Raw genomic sequence first — 26,634 nt, forward strand, 5'->3', positions numbered from 1 at the left:
CCTGCTGATTTATTGATATTCTATATTTTGCACCAGTTTTTTATTAATTTGTAGTTCTTCTAACGGTATCGGGAATATATAGTACTTAGGCGTAAATGTTCTCTGATACTGTACCGTACTGCTATTGGGCGTAAGGGTCATCACAGGGGGTGCGAATGGATTGAGGGGGTCCTTTGTTATCGTACCATTAAGACAATCATATACATCTTTGATTACCTCAGGCCCAATTTGCCACCTCACGATATCGAACCAACGCAGGCCCTCGCCCGCCAACTCTACTCTTCTTTCACGGCGCACTAATGCCCTCAATGCGGTCTGATCGGGATGGGTAGAGGCATCTACCTGTGGCATCCCTGCGCGCTGCCTTACCTTGTTGATCGCATCATACACCGATTGATCTGTTTGCCCGGCTTCTATCTTAGCTTCGGCGTAGGTTAATAAGACCTCGGCATAGCGGATCACGATGACATTACCACCTGTGTTGCCTAGTGAATTAAGCCCATAAGCGGTATTCCAGTAATCATTTAATACACTCAGGTATTTTTTAAAATTATAACCGGTAGTTGAATTGCTAAACCCTTTTTTATAATTGCTGGCGTTTAAGGTGTAGCCGGCAGCTGTACCACCGCCGCCGCCACCACCAATGATGACTGGACCACCACCACCACCGATGGTACCGCCACCGCCAATAGTGCCGCCGCCACCGCCACCACCAATGATGACTGGACCACCACCACCACCAATGATGATTGGACCACCGCCACCACCCGGAGGCGTAATGGGATCGAAAGTAATACCGTTGTAAGACTGGCCAGGGCAAATAACCGTAGCTGCTAAACGGGGATCCCTGTTTTGATAAGGCTGCAAAGGATCGTAGCTGGCATCCTGATCAATGGTTTTCCCATTCATCGTTTCAAAGGCATCAACCAAGCTTTGGGTCGCTATAACCCTGCTGCTTCCGACAGGATATAAGGCTAATTGCGCCAACTGCGACTTCTGGTTATAATTTAAGGCGTATTGAGACTCAAGGATGATTTCACTATTGATAGCACTGTTTGCAAACTGTGGACGAAACAGGTCCTGAAAATTAGCATACAGGCTATAATTAAAAGGAGCCGACATCAACTGGTTACAGGTAGCAATACAGTCATCATATTTCTTCGTAAACAATTCGATCCGGGCTTTTAAGGCCAAGGCAGCCCCACGCGTTATACGTCCTTTATCGTTCGCATTCGTATAGGATAAAGGTAAATCGGGGGTAATGGCTTCCAATTCTGCTAAAACAAAGTTAATTATTTCTTGTTGTGACGATGGTTCCTGCATACGGGCTTCTACAAGGCTTTGCGTATGCAATACCATGGGCACATTGCGAAAAAACTGCGCCAGAAGGAAATGGCGGTAAGCCCTTAAAAAACGAGCTTCGGCTATGATGCGTGCTTTATAACCCGGATCAATATTTAAATCATCTGCCCGGTCTATATTTTCGAGGAACCAGTTGCAATAAGTAATGGTTCCATAATTATAAATCTCGCTTCCTGTACCAAAAGTTAAAAGCTGATCGTATCTACCAGCGGCAAAACTTTCGGCCGCCTGGTCGTTAAGATTGACACCATTATCGGTCACGGCATCCCTAAATAGCAGGGGAAATGCCCCAACCGGTTCCCAACTTTTATAACAGCCGGTAATAGCGGCCTGTATATCCTCCTCCGAAGACCATAACGTTTTATCTGTGTATTCGGCTAAAGGGGAAAGATCATTTAGTTTTTTGCAGGCGCCCGATCCCAACACGATCAGTAGCAGCCCGATGACATATTTTCTTTTCATATCCTTATTTTTGATTTTATACATTGGTTTAATAAGTGGATTAAAACTGAACATTGATGCCAAATGAGTGTGATGAAGCTGATGGATAATTCTGCAGAGAAGCTTCTATCTGTGACGTTTCGGGATCCAGCCATTTCCAAAAGTTTGGTGCATAAGTAAACAGGTTAGTTGTAGCATAAAATACCCGAATTCCCCTTACAGGTAGATTCCTGATCAGTTTCCCATCTATATTGTAGGCAAGCGAAAGATTTTTCAAGCGGATATAAGAAGCGTCTCGTACCCAAAAAGAGGAGGTAACACTCTTCGGATTGTTTTGAAGGTTATTCGCAAAGGCACGCGGAAATTCATTGGTCGGGTTCTCAGGTGTCCATCTATCCCAAAAGGCAGGCGTAACTTTGTTCTCAAAATCGCCTATAGACCCTAAAGCACCGCCAATATTTACTTTTCGGCCGGCAGAGCCATTAAAACCTATGTTTAAATCAAATCCTTTCCAAGAACCGTTCAAACGGAGTCCAAAAGAACTGGCAGGAACAGAGTTCCCTAAAAACACCCTGTCTTCTACGGTTATCTTACCATCGCCATTCTGGTCTATGTACCTGATATCCCCTGGTTTTACTTTGTCATTGATCTTCGCCGACTGATCTACTTCTTCCTGGGTCTGGAAAATACCATCGGCCTCCAATCCAAACAGGCCACGGTAAGAATAACCCTCAACATTTTGGCTTAAATCCCACATATTAACCGCAATGGCATTACTCAAAAACTTGGTAATCATGTTTTTGTTATAGCTAAAATTCCCATTAACTCCCCAGTGAAATTGTCCAATTTTGCTCCGGTAACCTATAATCGCTTCTATACCACGGTTGTCTGTAGAGCCTACATTCTCTGCCGGACCTTCGCTATAGCCATAATTAGCAGGTGGTTTTAAGCTCATTAAAATTCCGTTGGTTATTTTGCTATAGGCTTCTACGGTAATGTTCAGCTTATTATTCAATAAAACCGCATCAAAACCTAAATTCTTAATGGTAGTGGTTTCCCATTGAATGGTGGGATTACCAGGCAATGTGGGCTGGATATAGGGTACAATCTGGTCATTAAAGGAATAATTGCCCGAGGTTATTCTGGTGAGATACCCAAAATTACCGATCGAGCTATTCCCCATCTTACTCCAGGTACCCCTGAATTTCATAAAATTAATGATTTTCGACAACTGGGGCGATCTCAGAAAAAAGGGTTCATTGGTGACTACCCACCCCCCCGCAAAGGAAGGGAAAACGCCTGTTCTTTCGTCTGGAGAAAAACTAGTGGCACCATCTGTTCTAAGGGTACTCTCCATATAGTAACGCTGGTCGTAGTTATACGTTAAACGACCAAATGCCGATTGTTGTACATTTTCTGAGGGAGCACCACTTAGCTCCTGGCCTTCTGCCGAGCCCATATCCAGTGACTGGATATTATTATTGATGAGATTCAATTTTTTTCCCATCATATTGCGTTTGTTACCAATACTTTGTGTCCCACCTACCATAAGGGTAATACCATGATTTTTTATTGTCTTTTGGTAATTAACGGTTATTTGAGGGGTTAGACCTACCTCTGCATTCATGATTTCCATATAATAGTTTGAAAGCCGCGAGGTAGCCGGATTCATAATCCAGGGAGAGCCTTCGGGTCCGTCAAAATAGGAATAGGTCTTGGCCGAAAATATCTGTGAATTGGTGTTTTTATAGTTAAAGCCAAAGCTAGGGTTAATACTAAGGCCTTCCAGAGGGGTCCAGTTAAGACCCAAGTTACCATTGATGGTCGAGTTTCCGGCTTTATAATACGAGCCCGACTCAAGATCAGCAAGGGGATTAGGCCCATGGGCTGTAGCGTACGCCCCGTTCGGGTATTTTACCGGTACCATGGGCGATATCCTCCACGCATGCTGCAAAATATCGCTGATGTATCCTGATGCACCACCCGGTTCACGTGCCGGCGCATAGGTAAAGTTTACTCCTGTATTTATCTTTAGTGTTTTAAACGGGGAACTACTTAAATTAACACGCGATCCATAACGCTTGCTGTTTACCCCGTCTACGTTACCATTCTGGTTCAAATATTCAAAAGACATCCGGTACATGGTACTATTATCGCCACCCGAAAGATTCAGGCTGTGCTGCTCATTAAAGCCCGCTTTTTGATACACCAATCCCATCCAGTCTGTATTGGGATAGTTGGGATCGGTACCGTCTTTGTATTTCTGGATTTCTTCGTCCGTATATCTGCGAAGAGGCCTTGCAGGAGTGCCTGAGCCGGTACCACCAATAATAACACCAGGTGCTCCTCCACTGGTTGACTGCTCATTGTCGATCACCTCGTTTATCAACATGGCCTGCTGCCAGGAAGGTAAAAATTTAGGCATGTTTGCAATACTCTGCTGCCCCAGATAATATTGGTAATCGACCTTCACTTTACCCTGGGTTCCTTTTTTGGTGGTCACCATGAGTACCCCATTGGCGGCACGAACACCGTAGATCGCTGCAGCACCATCTTTTAACAGCGAAACGGACTCTACATCCTGTGGGTTCAATAAATTAATATCGCCTTCAATACCATCGATCAGGATCAACGGCATGCTATTGCCGAAATTAAAATCATTCAATATGGTATTGTTAAAAGGAGCGGTTGGTGGCATAGGGCCATCGGCTACCGTTAACTGAACATGGTTAAGCCCGTTAGAGTTTCCTCTTGTCACCATTTTGTAATTGGATTTGCCGGGCTGTCCGGAACTGTTCATGATCGTCAAACCGGGAAGTCGCCCGGCTAATATATCAAGCATATTGGTGGTGGTAGGCATCGTCTTGATATCCTCTTCTGTAATGGTAGCAATGGAACCCAGCACGTCTTTTCTCTTTTGGGTACCATACCCCACCACCACAAGCTCATCGAGATCATTTGGCTGCACCTCCATTTTGATCCTCATTCTTGAAGCAAAATCGGGTTTCACTTCCTGGGTTTGATAACCCATATAAGAAATTGTCAGTGTAGCCCCTTCTTCCACTTTTGGCAGCTTAAATTCTCCGTCCTGATTCGTCACCGAACCGGCAACATTAAGGGAGTTAACCCTCACAAGTGCCCCCGGAAGCCCGACACCTTTTTCATCTACAACCATTCCGGTAACTTCTTTGCCTTTAACAGCCTCTATCCGAGCTTCTGCTTGTATGTTTTCAATTTTTTCGTCTTTTAATTTAACGACAATGGTATTGCCCTGAATGGAATAAGTAAGCGGCTGATTGACAAAGCACTGATCAAGCGCTTGCTTTAACGTAACTGCTTTAACCTGAATGGTCACTGGTAGTGCTTTTTCCATATTGCGCTGAATAAAAAACACACTGTATCCACTTTGTTTTTCTATAGCCTTTAACACCTTTGTTAAAGGGGCCTTTTTTTCGGAAAGGGTAATCTTTTGTTGAGCAAACCCTGAAACACTCACGAGCATAAAAGCAAAAAAGAGCAGAAATGCCATATACTTCACGGGCATGAACAACTTATCTTCAGTACCGGACGTTCGATATGAATTTAAAGTACTATTTTTCATACACTTTATTAATTTAGGGTTCGACAAGAAACATAGCAGGATAAGCCATGTCGCTTTTCGCTTAGTTGATAAAATTATTGATTAGTTTTAAAAGTCGTTTCCGAACTTAATTACTGCCGGAGGTGGGGTCAACACTTCCGGTTTTTCTATTAAAAGATAGTTACCGGACGATTGTCACCTCCCTTCCCTCTACTTTAAATTTAAGTTCATTGGTGGCTTCTAATATTTTCACAATATCAGCCAGTGTGTACGCTCTTGGGAAAGACCCTGTAAAATGGACACCTTCAAAATCCCCTTCATAAGAAACTTTAATATTGTACCATCTTTCCAGTTTCCTCATCGAGCTTTCGATATCATCATCCTCGAATATAAACCACCCGTCTTTCCAGTCGACAGCCATTTTTGTATCCACTTCTTTAACCTGAAAATTTTCAGCTTGAAGTATGGCTTGCTGCCCCGGTTTTAAAATCGCCGATTGACCATTTCCAATAGTCGTTTTTACAGAGCCCTCCATAAGGGTGACCTTAATGTCGGGCTCATTTTCATAGGTGTTTATATTAAAATGGGTTCCTAAAACAGTTACTTCCATATCGTCTTTGCTCACTTTAAAAGGCTTGCGCGCATCGTGTGCTACTTCAAAATAGCCTTCTCCGGTCATCGATACTTTGCGATCGTTGCCACTAAATGCAACCGGGAAACGGAGGGTCGAACCCGCGTTTAACCAAACCGTGGTCCCATCGGCTAAGGTGATATGCACAACCTTGCTTCCCAGCGGATTGACAAGGGTATTATACACGATGTGGTCATTTGATTTTGCGGTTTCGCGGTAAACAATTTCTCCGTCATCTGTCTTAATGACATCGGCGCTTCCCTGTTCTGCGAGTGTTCCTTTTGCGAGCTGGTCTAAACGCACCTCGCTACCGTCGTCCAGCTTAATAATCGCCATGCTGGTATTTGGCGCTTTGATGTCGAGGGCTGCCAGCAGCACTTGCTGATCGCTTCCGCGGTCGAACACCCACCAACCAAGTCCCAACGTAAGCACAATGGAGGCCGCCACCGCGATTCGCTTCCATCCGCCCCATCCTGCCCTACCTTTAACCGGTATAACAGGGGTTTGCGGTTCAAACTCTTCCATCAAAAGCTGCATCTTGCCATCCCAATCTATACCGCCATCGCCATTGTATGCCTTTGTTTTTTCCCAGACCATCTTCAGCCCCTCTTCCAGGGGTTTGTCATCGGTAGATTCTTTGACTAATAAAAAGAATTCTTCCAATTCATCTTTAGAACAGGTGTTGCTGATATATTTTTCAATCAATATGCGGAGCCGATAGTTCATCATAATATTTTTTGCGTATAAAAAGGCTTATAATTACATGACGAAAAAAACAACAGGCTACTACTACTCCGGATTAAATAATTATTAATTATTTGTACTTAAAATAGGTTAATGGTGGGGTATTTGATGTTTTAACGGTGTTATATTGTTACATATACAACTCATTAACAATATCTTATAATTTAATTGTCTTCAGAATATTTTTTGGAAAATAGTTGTGATTTTTTTCAGAAAAAGTTCTGAAAAAGCCTTCGTTCCGTAGCCGGTACACCACGGATTGGTTATTTCTTACAGAAAGACTGTGTAATAGTGAATGAAGAATTGCTTACTAGCAAGGCCAAATCCTGCCCGGAAAACTGAGCAATCAATTGAGGTATCTGTGGAACAGGGAGTAGAATAATGAATTATACCGCCTGCCATAAAAAGCAGGCGGTAAAATATATGCTATTTTCTATTTTAATACGCTGTCTATAGCCTTTTTCAAATGCTCGCCGATCTTGTCGGAACCGCCCATTTCAAAAAAACTAACTTTTGAATCCTTATCGATCACAAAAGCGCCTTCCAAACCCTCAGGGGTGCTTACCGTTTGTTGGAAGGAGGCTGTAGACTGCATGCTGCCACCATTAGTCTCCATCGCTGCTAGCAGCAACCTCTTCAATAAGGGCTGTTGCCGTCACCGTTTGCCCTCTTCCTTTTTTCTCCGCCAAGGTTGCCGGAACGAAAACGGAGACCTTGATCAGGCCCGTCTCGTCTTTATAATGCACTATCGAAAAATTCACATCGTTCATATATTTATCTACGGTCGGGTTTGGCGTTTTCCCATCCGGCAAGAAATAAGGAATAAATTTCCCCTTTTCGTCATAAAGGGCTGTTCTGGAAGGATTGAACATGACAATACCCGGCCCTAATTTGGCTGGTTTTTTGGTCAGGCCTTTTAGCGCATCTTCCAGCGTTCTGTTTGGATCAAATTGCAGGGGCATGTACTTGTCGGGACTACTCAAATCGGGTGCATTCGGATCTACTCCGCCCGGAAAATCCTCCCAACCCATTGATTCCTTAATCAATTTCAGTGCCTGCCGTTCATCGGGCGTACACTTGCGTACCAACACGGCCAAAACGGTATTTCTATCGCTTGGGTTTACATAGGAAACCTTGATATAATCGATACCATCCGTATATCGCATCAAATCTGACAAGGTAATTTGACTACCGTCTTCGAAATAAATCTCTTCATTGTTTTCTATATCGAAACTCTTGTCGTGTTCGGGCGTAGTTTTAAACGGATCTAAGGGAACCAACCCTTTTAACTGTTCGATTTTATCGGCCGGCTTAGCCTCTTGTGCTTTCAGGCTTACTCCAAAAGCAAGGAATAAGACCAACAGGGAAAGGGATATCAGATTTTTTGTTTTCATTGTTTTCATTGTTTTCATTGTCTTCGTGTTTTTATTAATGTTTAATTATTTAACTGCTTTTGATTTATCGATATTCTGCATGCTGTACCAAGTTGAAATTGTTAGTCAGCTCCTTTTGCGGTATTGGTAATACATAGTATTTAGGCGTAAATGTTCTCGAATACTGTACCGTGCTGCTATTGGGTGTAAGGATCATAATAGGCTCTGCGAATGGATTGAGGGGGTTCTTCGTTATCGTACCATCGAGGCAATCATATACATTTTTGATGACCTCAGGGCCAATTTGCCACCGCACGATATCGAACCAACGCAGGCCTTCGCCCGCCAACTCTACTCTTCTTTCGCGGCGCACCAACTCGCGCATCGCTGTTTGGCCTGAATGTGTAGTCGCATTTACCTGTGGCATCCCTGCGCGCTCCCTTACCTTATTGATCGCATCATATACCGATTGATCTATTTGCCCGGATTCTATCTTAGCTTCGGCGTAGGTTAATAAGACCTCGGCATAGCGGATCACGATGACATTACCACCTGTGTTGCCTAGTGAAGTAAGCCCATAAGCGGTATTCCAGTAATCATTTAATACACTCAGGTATTTTTTAAAATTATAACCGGTACGTGAATTCCTAAAACCCCTTTTATAATTGCTATCGGTTAAGGTGTAGCCGGTAGCTGTACCTCCGCCAACGGGAGTTGCACCGCCACCGCCAACAGTACCACTACCGCCTTCACCGCCGATAGTACCACCGCCTTCACCACCGATAGTACCACCGCCACCGCCGATAGTACCACCGCCTTCACCGCCGATAGTACCACCACCACCGCCGATAGTACCACCGCCTTCACCACCGATAGTACCACCGCCACCACCGATAGTACCACCGCCTTCACCACCGATAGTACCACCGCCTTCACCACCACCAATGATGACTGGACCACCACCACCAATGATGATTGGACCACCACCACCACCAGGAGGCGTAATGGGATCGAAAGTAATACCGTTGTAAGACTGACCAGGGTAAATAACCGTAGCTGCTAAACGGGGATCCCTGTTTTTATAAGGCTGTAATGGATTGTAAGTAGGGTCCTGGTCAATGGTTTTCCCATTCATCGTCTCAAAGGCATCAACCAAACTAGGGGTAACAACAACACTACTTGTGCCTGCAGGATATATGGCCAGATCGTATAATTCTTTCTTTTCTGCATAATTTACCATATATTGGGCATCAAGGATCACCTCATTGTTCGTAGCACTGCTTTCAAACTGCGGACGAAACAGGTCCTGAAAATTAGCATACAGGCTATAATTAAAAGGAGCCGACATCAATTGGTTACAGGTAGCAATACAGGCATCATATTTCTTCGTAAACAATTCGATCCGGGCTTTTAAGGCCAATGCAGCCCCACGGGTAATGCGGCCTTTATCTTTATCTTCGGTGTAGGCCACGGGTAAATCAGCTACGATGGCTTCCAATTCTGCTAAAACAAAGTTAAATACTTCTTGTTGAGAAGCCTGTTTTTGTACACGGGCTTTATCAACCGTTTGGGTATGCAATACCAAGGGTACATCACGAAAAAACTGCGCTAAAAGGGCATGGCGGTAAGCCCTTAAAAAGCGGGCTTCTGCTATGATTCGCGCTTTATAAGCTGCACCGATAAGATCAACATCTGCGAGGTCTATATTTTCGAGAAACCAGTTGCAGTTGTTAATGCATACGTAATTATAAAGATCACCCGATGGAGCAGAGGCTAAAGTTGGCTCGTAGGTCCCTGCTGCAAAGCTTTCGTACATTTTACCGGCAATATTGCTGTGTACTGCATTATCGCTAAAACAATCCCAAAACAGCAAAGGGGTTTCAACCGGCTGCCATTTCACGTAGCAGCCGGTAATAGCTGATTCTACATCTTCCTTGGTCGAAAAAACAGTTTTATCTGTGTATTCTCCCATAGGTGTAAGATCATTTAATTTTTTACAGGCGCCCGATCCCAACGTGATCAGCAGCAGCCCGATAATATATTTTCTTTTCATATCCTTATTTTTGTTTTTATAACAGGTGAATTAAAACTGAACATTGATACCAAATGAGTGTGTTGAAGCTGATGGATAATTGTAAACAGAAGCTTCTACATGTGAGGTTTCCGGGTCAAGCCATTTCCAAAACTTCGGTGCGTACGTAAACAGGTTGCTTGCCGAATAAAAAACCCGAACTCCCCTTACTACAGGTAAGTTTTTGAGCAATTTATCATCGACACTGTAGCCAAGTGTAAGATTTTTCAAGCGGATATAAGATGCGTCTCTTAGCCAAAAAGAAGAGGTAATAGTCCGCGGGTCGTTTTGAAGATTACCGGAGAAGGCACGGGGAAAATCATTGGTCGGATTCTCAGCGGTCCATCTATTCCAATAAGCAGGCGTAACTTTGTTCTCAAAATCACCTATAGAGCCTAAGGCCGAACCAATGCTGACCTTACGGCCTGCAGAGCCAGTGAAAAATAAATTTAAGGCAAAACCTTTCCATGAACCGTTCAACCCCATTCCACCATTTACGGCAGGAACCGAGTTTCCTAAATACACCCTGTCTTCTACCGTTATTTTACCATCGCCATTCTGGTCTATGTATTTGATATCGCCAGGCTTTACATTGGCACCAACCATTTTAGGTGATTGGTCTACCTCTTCCTGGGTCTGGAAAATACCATCGGCCTCCAATCCATACATACCTGAGAAAGGTCTCCCCTCAACGTTTTGGACTAAATCTCTATAATTAGGATTTATACCTTTAAACTTATAATCTGTAATCTTGTTTTTGTTATAGCTTGCGTTTATATTCACACCCCAGTTAAATTCCCCGATTTTGCCGCGTGTACCCATACCGACTTCTATACCATAGTTGGACATCGAGCCCGCATTCTCAGCAGGGGCACTATCATAACCATAATTGGCAGGAATCGTTAATGCCAATAAGATACCGTCAGTTATTTTACTATAAGCATCTACCGAAATGTTTAGTTTACTATTAAATAGTGCTGCATTAAGACCTAAATTCGTAATGGTAGTTGTTTCCCATTGAATATCAGGATTACCAGCCTCTGTGGGGCGGGTATAAGGCTGTAACTGACCGCCAAAAGGATAACTGCCTGTAGTCATTTTAGTGAGGTAGGCAAAATTACCGATTGAATTATTCCCCAACCTGCTCCAGGTACCCCTGAATTTCAAAAAATTAACAATTTTTGACAACTGGGATAATCTCAGAAAAAAAGGTTCATTGGTTACCACCCAACCAGCGGCAAAGGAAGGGAAAAGTCCCTTTCTGTTCTCCGGGGAAAAAGTGGTGGTACCATCTGCCCTAAGGGTACTTTCAATATAGTAACGATGGTCGTAGTTATACGTTAAACGACCAAATGCCGATTGCTGTACTGTTTGTGAGGGAGCACCGTTAACCTGTTGCCCCTCAGGCGAACCTAGATCAATAGACTGAAGGTCGTTATTCTTGATCTCCAATCTTTTCACATTAATGTTACGTCCATTACCGACACTCTGTGTAACACCTCCCATCAAAGATAAATTATGGTTCGCTATTGTTTTATGATAATTGACTGTTAACTGTGAAGTAATACCTTCACCAACACTCATCCCTTCTGAATAAAAGTTTGAAAGTCGCGAATTAGCCGGATCTATTATCAGGGGATTATCAGGAGAACCGTCCAAATAGGAATAAACCTTCGCCGAAAATACCTGTGAATTGGTGTTAGCGTAATTATACCCAAATGTAGGACTAATAGAAAGACCCTGAAGCGGAGTCCAGTTAAGGCTCACATTAACATTCATGGTAGAATTAACTGCCTTATAATATGAACCTGCCTCCAGTTCTGCAAAGGGGTTAGGTGAAAACGTTGAACTATGCGCACCGTTCTGGTATCTTAGCGGTACCATGGGTGATAAATCCCAGGCACGCGACAAAATGTCGCCAATATGCCCGGTAGAGCCTCCTGGTTCGCCTGCTGGTGCATTAGTATAGCCGAGTCTCGTGTCTACCGTCAGTGTTTTAAATGGGGTGCTCCTTAAATTAACACGCGCACCATAACGCTTGTTATATACCCCATCCATATTACCCGTATTATTCATATATTCAAAAGACATCCGGTACGTGGTATTATTATCACCACCCGAAATATTAAAATTGTGTTGCTCATTACGCCCCGCTTTTTGATATAGCAATCCCATCCAGTCTGTATTGGGATAGTTGGGATCGGTACCGTCTTTGTATTTCTGGATTTCTTCGTCCGTATATCTGCGAAGGGGCCTGGCAGGCTGGCTACCGCCACCACCACCGCCAATATTAATACTGCCGCCGCCGCCGCCGCCGTCAGAAATATCCTCATTATCAATTACCTCATTGATTAACACCGCCTGCTGCCAGGAAGGTAAAAATTTGGGCATGGTTGCAATACTCGGCAGGCCTATATTATATTGATAATCGAGCTTAGCTTTACCTTTAGTTCCTTTTTTTGTGGTGATCAAAAGTACACCGTTAGAGGCACGAACACCATAGATCGCTGCTGCACCATCTTTTAACAGGGAAATAGACTCCACATCACGTGGGTTCAATAAGTTAATATCACCTTCAATACCATCAATCAGGATCAATGGCATGCTATTGCCAAAATCAAAATTATTCAATATGGTATTGTTAAAAGGAGTTTCGGGAGTAATTGGAGGGGGAGGAGCAAGACGAATATTCGGGTTTCCTGCTATAATGCTTAGCAGGCTATTATCCACCGCCTCATTAGGATTTCCTTTCAAGCCATTGGAGTTACCCCTGGTCATCATTTTATAATCGGATTTACCGGGCTGTCCGGAACTGTTCATGATTGTCAAACCGGGAAGTCGCCCGGCTAATATCTCAAGCATATTGGTGGTTGCAGGCATCGTATTGATTTCCTCTTCTGTAATGGTAGCAATGGAACCCAGCACGTCTTTTTTCTTCTGGGTACCATAACCCACCACGACAAGCTCATCGAGATCATTTGGCTGTACCACCATTTTGATCTTCATTCTTGAAACAAAATCGGGTTTCACTTCCTGGGGTTGATAACCCATATAAGAAACTGTCAGTGTAGCCCCTTCTTCCACTATTGGCAGCTTAAATTCTCCGTCCTGATTCGTCACCGCACCGGCAGCATTAAGGGAGTTAATCCTCACCATTGCCCCCGGAAGCCCGACGCCTTTTTCATCTACAACCATTCCGGCGACTTCTTTGCCTTTAACAGCCTCTATCTGAGCGTTTGCTTGTATGGTTTCAATTTTTTCTTCTTTTAATTTAACGACAATGGTATTGCCCTGAATGGAATAAGTAAGCGGCTGATTGACAAAGCACTGATCAAGCGCTTGCTTTAACGTAACTGCTTTAACCTGGATGGTCACTGGAAGTGCTTTCTCCATATTGCGCTGGATAAAAAAGACACTGTATCCACTTTGTTTTTCAATAGCCTTTAAAACCTTTGTTAAAGGGGCCTTTTTTTCGGAAAGGGTAATCTTTTGTTGAGCAAACCCTGAAGCACTCACGAGCATAAAAGCAAAAAAGAGCAGAAATGCCATATACTTCACGGGCATGAACAACTTATCTTCAGTACCGGACGTTCGATATGAATTTAAAGTATTATTTTTCATACATTTGTTTAATTTAGGATTCGACAAGAAACATAGCAGGATAAGCCATGTCGCTTTTCGCTTAGTTGATAAAAATTATTGATTAGTTTTAGAAGGTCGTTTCCGAACTTAATTACTGCCGGAGGTGGGGTCAACACTTCCGGTTTTTTTATTAAAAGATAATTACCTGATGATCGTCACCTCCCTTCCCTCTACTTTAAATTTAAGTTCATTGGTGGCTTTTAATATTTTCACAATATCAGCCAGTGTGTACGCTCTTGGGAAGGCTCCTGTAAAATGGACAGCTTCATCTTTAGAACAGATGTTGCTGATATATTTTTCAATCAATATGTGGAGCCGATGGTTCATCATAATATTTTTTTACGCATAAAAAGGCCTATAGTTAACATGACGAAAAAACAACAGGCTACTACTACTCCGGATTAAATAATTATTAATTATTTGTACTTAAAATGGGTTAACGGTGGGGTATTTTATGTTTTAACGGCGTTATATCGTTGCATATATAACTCATTAACAGCTATTTACCGTTTAATTGTCTTCGGGAAAAATTTTGGAAAATAGTTGTGATTTTTTTCAGAAAAAGTTCTGAAAAAGCCTTCGTTCCGTAGCCGGTACACCACGGATCGGTTATTTCTTACAGGAAGAATGTGTAATAGTGAATGAAGAATTAATTACTGTTTTCTACCTGACTGAGTAGTACGGAGAGGATAACAGCAAGGTCGAGATTATTTAACAGAAATGATTTTATGAAACCCTGAGCGTCCACAATCTGGTTCGCAACGGTGCTTTTAGCGATAGCCAGCTTTTCGGCTATCTCCACATGTGATAATCCCTCCTCCCGGCTCATGCGATAAATCTCCCGGCGCTTGGGGGGCAACAGGTCAATGGCTTCCCGCAATATATTTTCGTATTCCCGTTGAATAAGCTGTCTTTCAGGGTTTCGGTCGTCTGCAATCTGATTAACGCTCTCCAGGATATCAATTATTTGGGGGCTTTTTGATGCCTTACGGATAAAATCTATAGATTTATTGCAGGCAATCCTGAAAAGAAAGGCTTCTACATTTTCAATTTGCACAATAATATCCCGTCCTAACCAGATTTTCAGAAAAACATCCAAAACCAACTCCTCGGCTATTTCCTTTGATTTTACAATCCCCAGAATATAATGATATAGCCTACCTCTGTGGCCTTTAAAAAGAGTTTGAAAAGCATGTTCATTACCTTCTGCTATCTGTTGCAGAAGTTCCGGTTCGTTGTATGATGCTGACGGTTTCAAGAAAAATATGCTAAAAACCAAATATATAAAATTTCGGCTATACTAAATTGATTTCAACGCAAAAAAAACGGACATAATGTGTTAATAATATGTAATACAGACACCTAAAAGCTATATAGTCGATAATTAGTTGTTGATTTTGATAAAAGGAAATTTAGTAAAATCTATCTCACTATTAATCGATATCCAATAAAGATACTCATGGCCGTTGTTTATACTGGTAAAGGTGGCGGTATAGTTGTCCCGTAATGCCTTACCGATATTGGAGATGCTACTTAAAACGAAACCGCAGAAGTGCCCGATGCGATGATGCTATGCACAAACTGCAACAGTACCGGTGCAGGAATCGCCAAACTACTTGTGCGACTTAGACGTGCTATATTAATTCCGTAAAAATTACCCGAAATATCAAATAAAGGCCCGCCGCATTCGGAGGGCTTCAACTTTCCGTCATGTACCAGTACTTCCTTAAAGTTATCCCGCCGCTGACTTCTTCCCGCTACAAACCAATCCGTGTTACGATTTGGCTTAACATACCTTGGTTGAAGCGTGATGGTTTTGTGGTAAATATCCGCATCTTTACGCGTGTACGCTAACGTAACGGATTGTCCGGTCTCGAACTTCGACAACTCGTCGGCCAAATCATCTGTGGCGAAAAGTGTACGATCGTTTATTTGCAATAATTCATCTTTTACGGCGATATCCGTAGTGGGGTGTTCAGCAGACAAGGGATGAAGACCTGTGACCACAATTTTATTGTCGGCTTTGTTAAAGCTGGTTTCTACACCTAAATATCGTGCAGGAGATTTTGGTATATGCACCTTGATATTGCCAAGTACACTCCACTCCCCTTCCGCCCGGGGTTTTGGTGACAGTAAAAAATTGCCCAGTTGTGCTATACTATAATCCTTCGGTGTATCGAGCAATTGGATACCGCCCGCAATAGCCTGTGGAATTTGCAACAATACGAGATCATTGGCTTCATCGCGCGCAATCACCGTTGCCCTCGTCTTATGTCCTCCGGGCAGCTCTACTTCGGGCAGCTCTCCTGTCAGCGAGCTTTTACTAATCAAATAGCTTTTACCTTTTAAGGCGGAGTCCGGAAGCAGTCCTTCTAAACGAACCAGTGTACCAAAGGCACTTCCATGCTGCGCATCGGTAATAGTCAGTACATGCTTGCGCAAGGCCAAATCCTGCTCGGAAAACTGAGCAATCAATTGAGGCATCTGTGGAACAGGGACTAGCTTTGTAGCCTTTTCTTTCACCTTAAATTTATCTTCCGGGATAAAGGCGGTATGGATCTTCGGTGTTTGCAATGCCGTCCAATATTTTCTAAAATTGTCTACAGGTGCTTCCAGATTATTGTTTATATCGGTCGATATGCGGCTATGCGTACCTATCACACGCCCCTGCATATCAAATAAAGGGCCACCCGAATCCCCCGGTTCCATTAAACAGGTATTGCGGATAAAACCAGCCGCCCCTTTCAATTGACCCAACACGTAACCAAAGCGCACGGTTGGTTTTTTACAGCTAAAGCTTCCCGGATAAGCAATGCTAAAGCAGGGCATATTGGATTCAAGTACAGATGACCAGCCCATCTCGGCAAAAGGCCATTTGCCTTTGTCGAGGATAACCATCATGGCGATATCCAAATCGGGAATCACCCCCAACCCTTTGGCTTTGCACATCCGGCCATCGGGAAACGTTACCTGATAAATATTATTCGGTATCACGGCATGTCCCGCGGTCAGTATATGCCCTTCAGCATCGACGACAACTGCACTAAAGTAGCCACCGACAGCATGATCGTTGGCATCCAAACTGGCTACCCGAACCGATGCCGCGTAGGATCTCTGTATATTCGCTTTAAATGCCTTTTCCAATTTCGCCACATCAAAGACCTTGTCTTGAGAAAAAACCGGACGTTCAATGGTTACAATAAATAAGATAAAGCATAAAAAAGGCAATACGTTAATTTTATTCATGCTTTTAATTTTTCTTCGCTTTGTTATTTTGGATACTGACAAATGACAGAGGGGATTCATCGCGCTGCATCCGTTCCAGTAATTTCATTCCTTCGGCCAGATACGTATCCCGGCTCTTATTCATCTTTTTAACAAGATCCTGTTGTTGTCTTATCGCCTTCTTTTTGTCCCCCCAATTGTACAGCTGCATATTCATGACATTCGCATAATAATACGTAGCAGGTGTTAATTTTTGTGCATTTTGATAAACCTTCATGGCAAGATCCTTATCCTGTGGATCCTTAGAAAGCCTTAACAGCATATTTGCATAGCCTATACTAGCCTGTGCAGAAAAAGCGGAGTCAATCTTTGTCTTTGGTGCTGCTTCATTTTTATCGACAACAATACGTGTACGGTTGATACTGCCCACCTGATCGTCGGGCAATACAAACCTCAAAATATACTCCCGTCTCACCAACAGCTGTCTCGCCGTATCTTTGATCGCACTATAAAACAGTGTTTTTTGTGCTAAAATCTTTTTATCCCGCTTTGGTGTGTCCAATACAAACCGATGGAGATCTGCATAGCATTTTTCCAATTGTTCTTCCTTCTCCCGCGCCGACAATTTATCGTTGGCCATGATTGCAGTCATCTGCCCCTCGGTCGCTTTCATCAGTTCCCGATCCAAATTGGCAGCAGACAGGCCGTCGGTTTTACACATAACCGGGTCTACCTGCGCATAGTTTTTTACCAAAAAATCATAGAGTACGGCACCGCCGCTAAAATTTTCACCTATAAAAAACAGCTGTTCATCCGTAGGCTGTTCGCCTGCAAACTGCTGCATATATTTTTCCAATACAGTGCTTACATTGACTTTTTCGGCTTTTAAACGTCTGATGTAGGCTTGCAGGAATGCTTCATCGTACGTCCCTTTTTTGTACCTGGCCGTCATATCGGCCGTATTTACCGCTGTATTATTGAATTCTCCGAGCATCTTATGGCCGAGATCGGCAAATACCGAAGTAGGCATAGAACTTTTACCTACACCAACCAGGGTCTCGTCGGATGGGTTGATAAACAGATAAGTGGGGTACGAGGTCACTTTATATTTTTTAGCAAGCGCTACCCCTTCTCCTTTTTCGGCATCGATCTTGACATTCACAAAACCGGCATTGTATAATTCTCCAATCTCGGGACGTGTAAATGTCGTCGCGGCCATTACGCGACAGGGACCGCACCAACTCGTGTAGACATCTACAAAAATGGGTCTGTTCAGCTGTTTAGCCTTCTCGACAACTTCACGCCAGGCACCTGTTTCAAATTCAATCCCTTGTGCCCGAACGCCTAAAACCTGAAGCAACAAGACAAAACCTATGATTATTCTTTTCATTGGAATACAATTATTTCGTGAGCCCGCAAACTCGATGTATGTATTTATGGTAACGAAGTTATCATGAGCATAGTATGCCCGATTGTTGAGCAATATACTCATGATCGCTTCATCATCACTTTTTTAACGTTTCTAATAACATTTTCTCTAAGCCCGGTCCATTAGGGATAGGTGCATTAGCGGTTACCAGTTTTCCGTCCCGATCAAAAATCAGATATCGGGGCATTGCTTTAATCCCATAATCCTTAGCTAAAAGATTGCCTCCGCCACCGCCAAACAACTGGATTCCGGTCATGTTTTTCTCAACGATCATTTTCTCCCAGGTCGCTTTGCCTTTGGGACCGTCAAATGCTACGCCTACAAAAACCAAATCCTCCTCCTTTGCCAGCTTTTTCTTTAATTGATCCAGGAAGGGCATCTGTGCTTTACAGGGTGCGCAATAGGTGGCCCATACATTGATTAAGACGACCTTTCCTTTGAAATCCTTTAATCCGATCAGCTTGCCATCTCTATCGGGCAGGCTAAATGCAGACCCCTTTGCTCCTACCTGCTCATTGAGCAGCTTTACACCGAGCACATCGATTTGCTCCCGTAAGTTTGGTACATCGAGATAGGTTCCGAAATGCTGCATAAACTGTTCGAAGGCGGCATAGGTTTTCAAGTTGGGAACTTCCTTTTCCGACAGATAAAATCCCTTTTGCCTGTCGGTCTTCAAATAGTCGATACCTGCCTGAAGGCTTCCTTTAGGATTTGCCTGATCGGCATATAAAACCAAAAGTTCTTTTCCCCAAGGGTATTGCAGGATGATGTCATCATTCAACTTATCTTTCCCAACATAAAGATGGTATGATGTTGCTAAACCCGGCTTTAACCTCTGGAAAGTATGGTAATCCAGATCGAATGCGATAAAAGCATCCATTTGTTCCTTAAAAGGCTTGTCTCTGGTGGAGATATTACTGCGAAAATCAGTCACTTTTTTTAGCTCTTTTTTTAATGCGCCCATCTTGGATCGGGTGCTGCTACTGCTTAAAAAATAAGACATAATATGTCCTAGTGTCTCCGCTTTCATTTGGTTCCAGTGCTGCAAGATTTGATGCGCAGTACTGATCTCTCCTTCAAAAAAGAGTGCCTTATTTTCAATCCTGACACTTATTTTATCTCCTTTTTTGATATATAAGGGATACTGTCCGGCAAGTTTTGTAAACCCTCCGATGAGATAAAAACCTTCGTAAGAAGGGTCTATCTCCATCGAGAATGTACCATCAGGTGCTGTACGTGTAGACTTTATCAGCTTCGGTGCCCCATCTTCAACCTCAAACAAATACACGGGTGAGGTTATTTTAGATATAACTACTCCCTGTATTTGAGCTGACTGCGCTATAGCGATATGTGAAAGCAGAATCGCAAAAAAAACATAAAAAAACCGACTCATCGCCCGTGATTATTTAAGATGCTTCAATAATAAATTTTTCAGTTCGGGACTGGATGGCCTCGGTGCACTGACATTGATGATTTTACCTTCTCTATCAAATACCATAAAACGAGGTATCGCTTTAATACCATAGTACTGCGCAAACTGGCTCTGCCATCCTCCTGTGTACAATTGAATGCCACCTAACTTCTCGTCTTTAATCATCGTTGCCCATTTCACTTTATCCTTGTCCTCATCCAATGATATACCTACGACCTGCAGATCTGTTCCGGACAACTCTTCTTCCAGTTTTTTCAGATAGGGGATCTCCGCTTTACATGGTGCACACCAAGTTGCCCATACGTCTACCAATACGATCTTACCTTTTAAATCAGCCAGTGATACCATCTTTCCACCAGCATCTTCCAGATTAAAATTAAAGCCGCTATCTCCTTCTTTAAACGCCATAAGTGGGGAGAGCATGGAGATATTCCGGCTCTGTTGTGCTTCTGTCAAGATATATTTTCCCAAATCGGCCGTAATGGACGTGTACTCTTTATAGGTCTTGATTCTACTTAATTGCTCCAGTACATAATCTCCTTTTAACGTATCGTTAGGTATAAAATCTAAGATCGCTTTTATACTCTGAATATCTCCTCCGGGCTTAATATTTTTCTTTTTCATTTCATACATCAGCCTACCGTTCAACGCTCTCTTACCCCAAGGGTAACGATATACATCAGCTGTATTGCGGTAGGTTTCTCTGACTCCTATTGTTTCATAATACGGAATCATATCTGCCTCTGTAGGAAATACTTTACGTGGTGTATAGAGGAAATTTGTGGCATAAAAAGCCAGATCATGCTGCATCATCCAGTTCAGCTGATTGTCAAATTTGGCATTTCCTGTTTTTTTACCTTTGGCCCAATCCTTTGCTTTGGCAACCGTCTGCTCCAAAGCCGGGAAAAATTCTATATAGGTGGCTGGAAATCGCGCAAATTCAAAAGACTGCTGTCTTAGTGTTTTACTTAACAGTTCCCACTCGTACATGATTTTATTCTCCTTACTGTTTCCTTTCTTATCCAACTCATATCCGAATTCGTCAAATGTAAAGGACAAGTGATCCCCTTCTTTGAACCAAAAATTAAAGCTGTACAAGGGATTGCGGTCGTCACTGGATCCCACCACATACAGTCCCTCGTATTCGGGATAAAATATAAATCCAAATTTACCGTCTTTATTAACCTGTGCGTCTGCAATAGAAACAGGCTGGCCGTTCTCCACTTTATAAACATGCACGGGTCTCTTGTATTCCATGTTGGATACTCCGGTAATGTGTACAGGTTTTTGGGCAAATAATACTGCCGATACTAATGTAAAAATGCTGAGCACTCCTATTTTCTTTCCTATTTTCATTTCAATATTATATACTTGTCTGATTTTATCTGCTATTTTTTTTCCGGGGCTGCTATATATTGTATTTGCGGTACGTACTAGATGCCTAAAACGACTGTTTTAACCTGTCCATTTTTAAGGTATTTGATTTTATAGCCCTTCCCTGTCTCTTCTTTCAATGTATGGCGTACCCGGCTTTTTTGAAAAAGATCCTTCGCCGTTATGTTATTAATTTTTAAGATTTGTGTACCCGGGGATAGTACGCTGTTGCGGGCACTGGCTCCTGCTACTGTGATTACCAGCAGATCTCCATTTTCTTTAAAACCAAAAACATGATTGGCTAACACAAACTCAAAGGGATGCTGATAACGCTTATTGGGGGTAAAATGAATCTTCTTGTCTGCTAAATTGATCGTAAAATTGTAACGACTGATCCATTTTATGCCGATAGAACCCGCAGCGCCGGGCTGCCAGTGTTTATTTTCTTCGGTAGCAGCCATCAACGCGACCGGCATATCATGCAGTTCGAGCTCTTTAGACAGCGCAAACAGACCAGCATTTCCATTAAAGGTAGGTGTCACTATCCCCATACTCTGGGTAGTACCTACAAAATCCGGTTTAAACCCGGCTGATGCTGTCCGAATGGTGGAAACGAATGGAGGAAAACCGATCATATAATAATCTGCACCCGTATCAAAAAAATAATTACCGGAAACAGGCTCGGCTTTTGCCGTCAATTGCAGTTGCGCCGGAATCTCGATATTATGATGCGGAATGGATACGGGAACTGTTATGCCGGATGTATCGTAGGTAAATGAGCCAAATGTGTATAAGGAAAATTGTTGACGATCGTAATCGATGTCGACAATAAATTTCTTGGCTAAGGTATTACCGATAATACCGTCTAAATTTGGACGCACGACATCTTTGAAGATAGCCACCCCTTGATTTTGAATGGCAAAAGTATCTAAATAGATGGTATTGCCACCGGATACCTGTACGGTCATATCGCCTCCTACTACTTTGGCCTGTTGACTTCTCGACACCTGCAATCCAATTGAATCGGCTAATGCCCGGGAAACGGCCATGCCATCTGCACCGGTGTCAAATAGCAGTCGCAATGGACGCGCGAAATGATTCATCTTGACCTGCAGAATAATAGACCCGTCTACTTGTTCAAAAGGAACGGTAATCAGGTGCCTGGCCGTTGCATCTCTTTGCATCCCAAACATGCGGTCGAAGAGATCAATATACCTGATCTTTCCGGTCTCATCCACGTGCATATAGGTTTCAACAACATCCTTTTCCTGACGGCTATAAAATGTGAGTAATACACGTCCGTCCTTTATTTGCGGATCGCTACAATATACTGAATCATAACTGTACTGTTGAAATATACGATCCAATGCTGCCGTAGCGGCAGGAAATGTAGCCGTTGCAACCGAAAAATCAGGTGTCAGACTATTCCGGACGGGCAGGTGATCTTTGGCTATAAAGGATTGATTTAACTGATCCACGACTTGCGATACCGCAACCTGTTGACTATACACGACCTGCGTGATGCACATAAAAACCAAAAAGAGCCTGATACTTACCATAACCTTGTCTTGCGTTTTCAATACCTGTTAAATTAGCTTGCTAATCTGTTGTCGAACATCTTTCGACAGATCTATTTAAAGTGTTTTGCCAGTTGCTCATCAAGCACTTGTTTGAGTTTCGGATCTGATGGCCGGGGTGCATTTGTGGACACGATCTTGCCCTGGGGATCGAAAATCATAAAACGCGGGATGGTTGTAATTTTATAAAAATCGGTCAACGGATTTTTAAAACTCCCGGCATACAACTGTACGCCTCCCAATTGCTGAGACTGTAACATGTTTAACCAGTCTTGCTTACCTTTAGCTTCATCGACAGAGACACTTAAGAATACGATTTCTTTACCTTCATACTTCTTTTCTAAGGCTTTCAAATGTGGAATTTCGGCTTTACAGGGTGCACACCAGGTCGCCCAAACATCGAGCAGGACGATTTTGCCTTTAAAATCTGCGAGTGACACCGTTTTTTCGTCTTTATCGTTAAAGCTAAACACAAAGGCTGTACCTCCTGATGTCGTATTGTATAGCCTATCTCCCATTGCCTGCAAGCGCTCTTTGAGAACCGGTGTTTGAAAATACTGTCCAAACTGCTTTTCAAAATTAACATAAGCGGGATAATTCTGTATAAAAGGTCCTTCTTTACTCATCAGGTACACTGCCTTTTGCCGATCCGTAGAAAAGTATTTAAGCTTTTCAATTCTCGACTCATTTCTTCTTACAAAATTAGCATACAGATCGAGCAAGCGCTCTCCATAAGGCATTTGCAGCACCAGATCGTCCGGATACTTATTTTCTTGAACAATCTGCCCGTAATACGGTGGCCTGTCCTCCGGTTGTGGATGCGCCTTACGTGGCGAACTGATAAAATTCATGGCATAATAATCCATATCGAAATACGTCATAGCCCTCATCAGGCTATTGAAAGCTTCATTCTTGGTATGGATTGTTTTTCGAAACGCGTCGGTCTTTAAGGCTGCTGCTGTAAATTCCGGAAAAAAATCGACATAAGTGCTCAACGGAGGTTCCATGAAGTAGACGGACTTGACCTTTAGTGTCTGGGTGAGCTCATTCCATTTTGCCAGTACAGTATTTTCAGGAGTCTGCTTACCGATAAATTTAAACTGCCTCTTATCAATGGCGATCTCTGCTTTATCGCCTCTTTTTAAATAAACCGGATATTGCCCATCCGGTATCTTGTCATACCCTACGACAAAGAAACCTTCGGTCTGAGGTTCAAATAAAAATCCAAAGGATCCATTCTCCCCTAACCTGGTGGTGGCTAACTTCTCCGCTCTTCCCTCCTCAATGGCATAGAGCGAAATATCTTTTTTTGCATCTGTCAGCATCACACCTCTGATCTCGCTTAGCTGTGCGAATGAAAGGTTGGTGATGAACAGGGCTACAACTACAAGTGATAATCTCATTTTTCTGATTTAATTTGCTACCGGGCCAACAATTCTTCTACATACACACGAAGCACCGGATTAGAGGGGTACAAGCAGTTCTTAGGATGAATTATTTTTCCTTCCGGTAACCCGGGATAAGCAAATCCCCCCCCAAGAGGAGGGGAATTATGCGGTATATTTTCTAAATTATGGTGTGTAATACCCGCCTATCGCTCCCGGTAGTGCATACTCGCTACCTTACCGAATCCACTATAGGTTTTCTGTAACGTGATTCCCTGTGCGGCAACCATCACACTATACTGCTGTAATTTTCCATTTTGACCTTCCGGTTTTGTAGGATCGTAACTAGCCACCCATAGTCTGTTACTTTCAGTGTACTTCGCCGGTAAATGAAATTTGTGAAATTTGAGTAGACTGATCTTATCTGTACCCAGATCCAACACCAACTTATTGGTTGCCGGAACAGAATTTTTATCGTACTGATACACTTTGCTGCCTATACTATAATAGATGTATCCCTGATCCGGGCTGATCGCAAAATGTTCGGCCTCTGCAATATCTGGAGACGCGATTTGACCATAAAAAGTCTGCATTTCAAAGCGCCCATGGAAACAAGCCAAGTGACAGGTCGAACTGGCAGGATCCTTCAAAATAGCATGTACTTCTCCTCCTCCAAAGGTTACCCAATCCATATATAACAGGTCTTTACCTGTATTATTAAAGCTGAATTTAGCACCTGCTAAAGGATCTCTGATAGTGGTTAACTTAGAATCAAACACACTATTGTGCCTCATAAAACGTCGTTTCTCAACATCGTAAAAATAGGGCTTCTCGTTTGTCTGATTTCCGTTTTCATCGACTGCGATAAATGGAGCAAGTTTATATCCCTTCTCATTTTCGTAATTCAAAGGCTCACCATACTTCATATTGGAAGACCGATCGTAAAACATGGCATTTCCGTCTGAAGATAGCATAAAGGCTCTGGTTGCAGATACTCTTTTGATCACATCAATATGAAAATCAGCAGGCAGATCCAGTGCCAGAATTTCGCTTTTCACATTGTAGTTAGGCTGCCAATCAAAAGTCTCCGCATGCACCCGATCGGTACTCTGATCCGTGCCGATATATAATCCGTGATCCAGATTAATACCATAACCTATTAAAGGCCCGGTAAAATAACTATACACCAGTTTGGGTTTACCGGCCAACTGAAGAGGAGACCCTGTTGTCTCTAATAAATCATTGACAACAATAAATTCTCCGTTTTCCTGCAAGGAAAGCATATCCAACTGCGCTTTATTATTTACCTCGCACATTAAAAGCCAGCCCTCATTAAATTCGTTGCGTACTTCTAAATTAAATCGCTTCCGAAACTGTACCCCTGTCTCCTTATCCGTTACACGGAAATAACTGTCGTACGTTCCCGGATTCAACTTGATGATCATATTGAGATCTTTGGTAGTTGCTAAGGTTTTTATACCGAAGTCTCCCCCCGTGATAGGTAATATATAGATCCACTCATAACTGTAGCGACTGGTATCGCCCAACTCATCTTTGGTGAAATCCAACTTGGGCTTTACTACAAAAGGCCTGTTGACATAGGCTGTCAGTTTTCCGTCGAAGCCTTCCGGGAATTGAACTTCGTTTATATCTTCATAGGTATAGTTACCTAAATCTTTTTTACAGGAAAATAACGCCAAAACACTGCTTACCCATAAAAAAGTATATAATATTTTTCTTATCATGTCTATTTATTTTTCAAATTAGAAAATATACATTATTTAGATTGCGGCCCCATAGTCATCGGTGTCCCATCTGCTTCAAACTTCGTATTACCCTCGTCCTTAAGCTTATCCAAATGGCGCTGCACCATCCGTGGTAAGGAATAATTTTCGGCTGGCGTAAGGCCATCTTCTAAATAAAATGGCGTAATGCCTAAAAATTCGCAGACGAAGAACAATTTCACACGGGTAAAGACACCCCAATTGGCATCTACCCATCTGGCAGGCTTCTTCAGTACATCGTCAATTCTGACTTTGGTCGAAATGGTGCTCATCGCTTTACCTCCTACCATTCGGGTTTGAAACCGCGTTCCAAAATTGGCATTGGGCAACAGGTTCAATTTTAGAATGTAACTGGTGGTTTCCATCTCCGGTGTACGCAACAGTCTGAGCTTGATAACATCAGACAATTCACCTTTCTTAATGGTTAATTTTTGAGGAAGTGGCTCAAAATGCACTCCTGAGATCGCGGTAGAAGCCGTATCTACAGCGATTTCATACTCCCTGTCGCGATCCTCTTTACCACCGGTAACCGCTATCCGGATATCGATAACAGAGTCCTGCTCCTGCGTATAGGAAAAGGAAAT

The 26,634-nt window shown here is 42.8% G+C and carries 17 protein-coding genes; all 17 read right to left on the reverse strand.

Annotated elements, in window-relative coordinates:
* Nucleotides 1-9 precede the first annotated feature (9 nt).
* Nucleotides 10-1,824 carry a RagB/SusD family nutrient uptake outer membrane protein gene (locus tag E4F24_RS12315; protein ID WP_181182471.1) on the reverse strand — a complete coding sequence of 605 codons (1,815 nt, stop codon included), beginning with the start codon at nucleotides 1,822-1,824 and terminating at the stop codon, nucleotides 10-12.
* Nucleotides 1,825-1,864: 40 nt separating this feature from the next.
* Nucleotides 1,865-5,404 carry a TonB-dependent receptor gene (locus tag E4F24_RS12320; RefSeq protein WP_140939207.1) on the reverse strand — a complete coding sequence of 1,180 codons (3,540 nt, stop codon included), beginning with the start codon at nucleotides 5,402-5,404 and terminating at the stop codon, nucleotides 1,865-1,867.
* Between the two features lie 160 nt (nucleotides 5,405-5,564).
* Nucleotides 5,565-6,743: a FecR family protein gene (locus E4F24_RS12325; RefSeq protein ID WP_140939209.1), complete on the reverse strand. Its 1,179-nt coding sequence runs from the start codon at nucleotides 6,741-6,743 to the stop codon at nucleotides 5,565-5,567.
* 448 nt (nucleotides 6,744-7,191) lie between these two features.
* Complete coding sequence (locus E4F24_RS12330; protein WP_216629176.1) at nucleotides 7,192-7,374, reverse strand: hypothetical protein; 183 nt, start codon at nucleotides 7,372-7,374, stop codon at nucleotides 7,192-7,194.
* Nucleotides 7,364-8,152, reverse strand: coding sequence for a hypothetical protein (locus tag E4F24_RS12335; protein ID WP_140939214.1), 789 nt, complete (start codon nucleotides 8,150-8,152; stop codon nucleotides 7,364-7,366). Before E4F24_RS12335 ends, E4F24_RS12330 begins: the two co-directional genes overlap by 11 nt.
* A 64-nt stretch (nucleotides 8,153-8,216) precedes the next feature.
* Entirely contained in the window at nucleotides 8,217-10,184 is a 1,968-nt protein-coding gene (locus tag E4F24_RS12340; protein ID WP_140939216.1) for a RagB/SusD family nutrient uptake outer membrane protein, read from the reverse strand.
* 30 nt (nucleotides 10,185-10,214) lie between these two features.
* On the reverse strand, nucleotides 10,215-13,823 hold the full coding sequence (locus E4F24_RS12345; RefSeq protein ID WP_140939218.1) for a TonB-dependent receptor: 3,609 nt from the start codon (nucleotides 13,821-13,823) through the stop codon (nucleotides 10,215-10,217).
* 162 nt (nucleotides 13,824-13,985) lie between these two features.
* On the reverse strand, nucleotides 13,986-14,174 hold the full coding sequence (locus tag E4F24_RS12350) for a DUF4974 domain-containing protein (RefSeq protein WP_140939220.1): 189 nt from the start codon (nucleotides 14,172-14,174) through the stop codon (nucleotides 13,986-13,988).
* Between the two features lie 319 nt (nucleotides 14,175-14,493).
* Nucleotides 14,494-15,102, reverse strand: coding sequence for an RNA polymerase sigma-70 factor (locus tag E4F24_RS12355; RefSeq protein WP_181182474.1), 609 nt, complete (start codon nucleotides 15,100-15,102; stop codon nucleotides 14,494-14,496).
* 275 nt (nucleotides 15,103-15,377) lie between these two features.
* Nucleotides 15,378-17,090, reverse strand: a complete 1,713-nt coding sequence (locus E4F24_RS12360) for a S1 family peptidase (protein WP_181182475.1) — start codon at nucleotides 17,088-17,090, stop codon at nucleotides 15,378-15,380.
* Between the two features lie 4 nt (nucleotides 17,091-17,094).
* The gene (locus E4F24_RS12365) at nucleotides 17,095-18,459 is read right to left on the reverse strand and encodes a thioredoxin family protein (protein ID WP_181182476.1); all 1,365 of its coding nucleotides are present in this window, start codon (nucleotides 18,457-18,459) and stop codon (nucleotides 17,095-17,097) included.
* 115 nt (nucleotides 18,460-18,574) lie between these two features.
* Nucleotides 18,575-19,891, reverse strand: a complete 1,317-nt coding sequence (locus E4F24_RS12370; RefSeq protein ID WP_140939228.1) for a TlpA family protein disulfide reductase — start codon at nucleotides 19,889-19,891, stop codon at nucleotides 18,575-18,577.
* Between the two features lie 9 nt (nucleotides 19,892-19,900).
* Nucleotides 19,901-21,286: a TlpA disulfide reductase family protein gene (locus tag E4F24_RS12375; RefSeq protein WP_140939230.1), complete on the reverse strand. Its 1,386-nt coding sequence runs from the start codon at nucleotides 21,284-21,286 to the stop codon at nucleotides 19,901-19,903.
* 77 nt (nucleotides 21,287-21,363) lie between these two features.
* On the reverse strand, nucleotides 21,364-22,884 hold the full coding sequence (locus E4F24_RS12380; protein WP_140939232.1) for a retropepsin-like aspartic protease: 1,521 nt from the start codon (nucleotides 22,882-22,884) through the stop codon (nucleotides 21,364-21,366).
* Nucleotides 22,885-22,934: 50 nt separating this feature from the next.
* Nucleotides 22,935-24,284, reverse strand: a complete 1,350-nt coding sequence (locus tag E4F24_RS12385) for a TlpA family protein disulfide reductase (protein WP_140939234.1) — start codon at nucleotides 24,282-24,284, stop codon at nucleotides 22,935-22,937.
* A gap of 188 nt (nucleotides 24,285-24,472) precedes the next feature.
* Nucleotides 24,473-26,011 carry a PKD-like family lipoprotein gene (locus tag E4F24_RS12390; RefSeq protein WP_140939236.1) on the reverse strand — a complete coding sequence of 513 codons (1,539 nt, stop codon included), beginning with the start codon at nucleotides 26,009-26,011 and terminating at the stop codon, nucleotides 24,473-24,475.
* 32 nt (nucleotides 26,012-26,043) lie between these two features.
* Nucleotides 26,044-26,634: DUF4843 domain-containing protein (locus tag E4F24_RS12395; RefSeq protein ID WP_181182478.1), on the reverse strand; the 591-nt coding region annotated here is incomplete at its 5' end.

The sequence above is a fragment of the Sphingobacterium lumbrici genome, from assembly GCF_006476045.1.
In the GTDB taxonomy this organism is placed as follows: domain Bacteria; phylum Bacteroidota; class Bacteroidia; order Sphingobacteriales; family Sphingobacteriaceae; genus Sphingobacterium; species Sphingobacterium lumbrici.

Excerpts from the sequence above, each read along its gene's own strand:
- E4F24_RS12315 (WP_181182471.1), bottom strand. The coding sequence starts at position 1,824 with ATGAAAAGAAAATATGTCATCGGGCTGCTACTGATCGTGTTGGGATCG.
- E4F24_RS12330 (WP_216629176.1), bottom strand. The coding sequence starts at position 7,374 with ATGGAGACTAATGGTGGCAGCATGCAGTCTACAGCCTCCTTCCAACAA.
- E4F24_RS12390 (WP_140939236.1), bottom strand. The coding sequence starts at position 26,011 with ATGATAAGAAAAATATTATATACTTTTTTATGGGTAAGCAGTGTTTTG.
- E4F24_RS12360 (WP_181182475.1), bottom strand. The coding sequence starts at position 17,090 with ATGAATAAAATTAACGTATTGCCTTTTTTATGCTTTATCTTATTTATT.
- E4F24_RS12340 (WP_140939216.1), bottom strand. The coding sequence starts at position 10,184 with ATGAAAAGAAAATATATTATCGGGCTGCTGCTGATCACGTTGGGATCG.
- E4F24_RS12345 (WP_140939218.1), bottom strand. The coding sequence starts at position 13,823 with ATGAAAAATAATACTTTAAATTCATATCGAACGTCCGGTACTGAAGAT.
- E4F24_RS12320 (WP_140939207.1), bottom strand. The coding sequence starts at position 5,404 with ATGAAAAATAGTACTTTAAATTCATATCGAACGTCCGGTACTGAAGAT.
- E4F24_RS12370 (WP_140939228.1), bottom strand. The coding sequence starts at position 19,891 with ATGAGTCGGTTTTTTTATGTTTTTTTTGCGATTCTGCTTTCACATATC.
- E4F24_RS12375 (WP_140939230.1), bottom strand. The coding sequence starts at position 21,286 with ATGAAAATAGGAAAGAAAATAGGAGTGCTCAGCATTTTTACATTAGTA.
- E4F24_RS12385 (WP_140939234.1), bottom strand. The coding sequence starts at position 24,284 with ATGAGATTATCACTTGTAGTTGTAGCCCTGTTCATCACCAACCTTTCA.
- E4F24_RS12350 (WP_140939220.1), bottom strand. The coding sequence starts at position 14,174 with ATGATGAACCATCGGCTCCACATATTGATTGAAAAATATATCAGCAAC.
- E4F24_RS12335 (WP_140939214.1), bottom strand. The coding sequence starts at position 8,152 with ATGAAAACAAAAAATCTGATATCCCTTTCCCTGTTGGTCTTATTCCTT.
- E4F24_RS12325 (WP_140939209.1), bottom strand. The coding sequence starts at position 6,743 with ATGATGAACTATCGGCTCCGCATATTGATTGAAAAATATATCAGCAAC.
- E4F24_RS12365 (WP_181182476.1), bottom strand. The coding sequence starts at position 18,459 with ATGAAAAGAATAATCATAGGTTTTGTCTTGTTGCTTCAGGTTTTAGGC.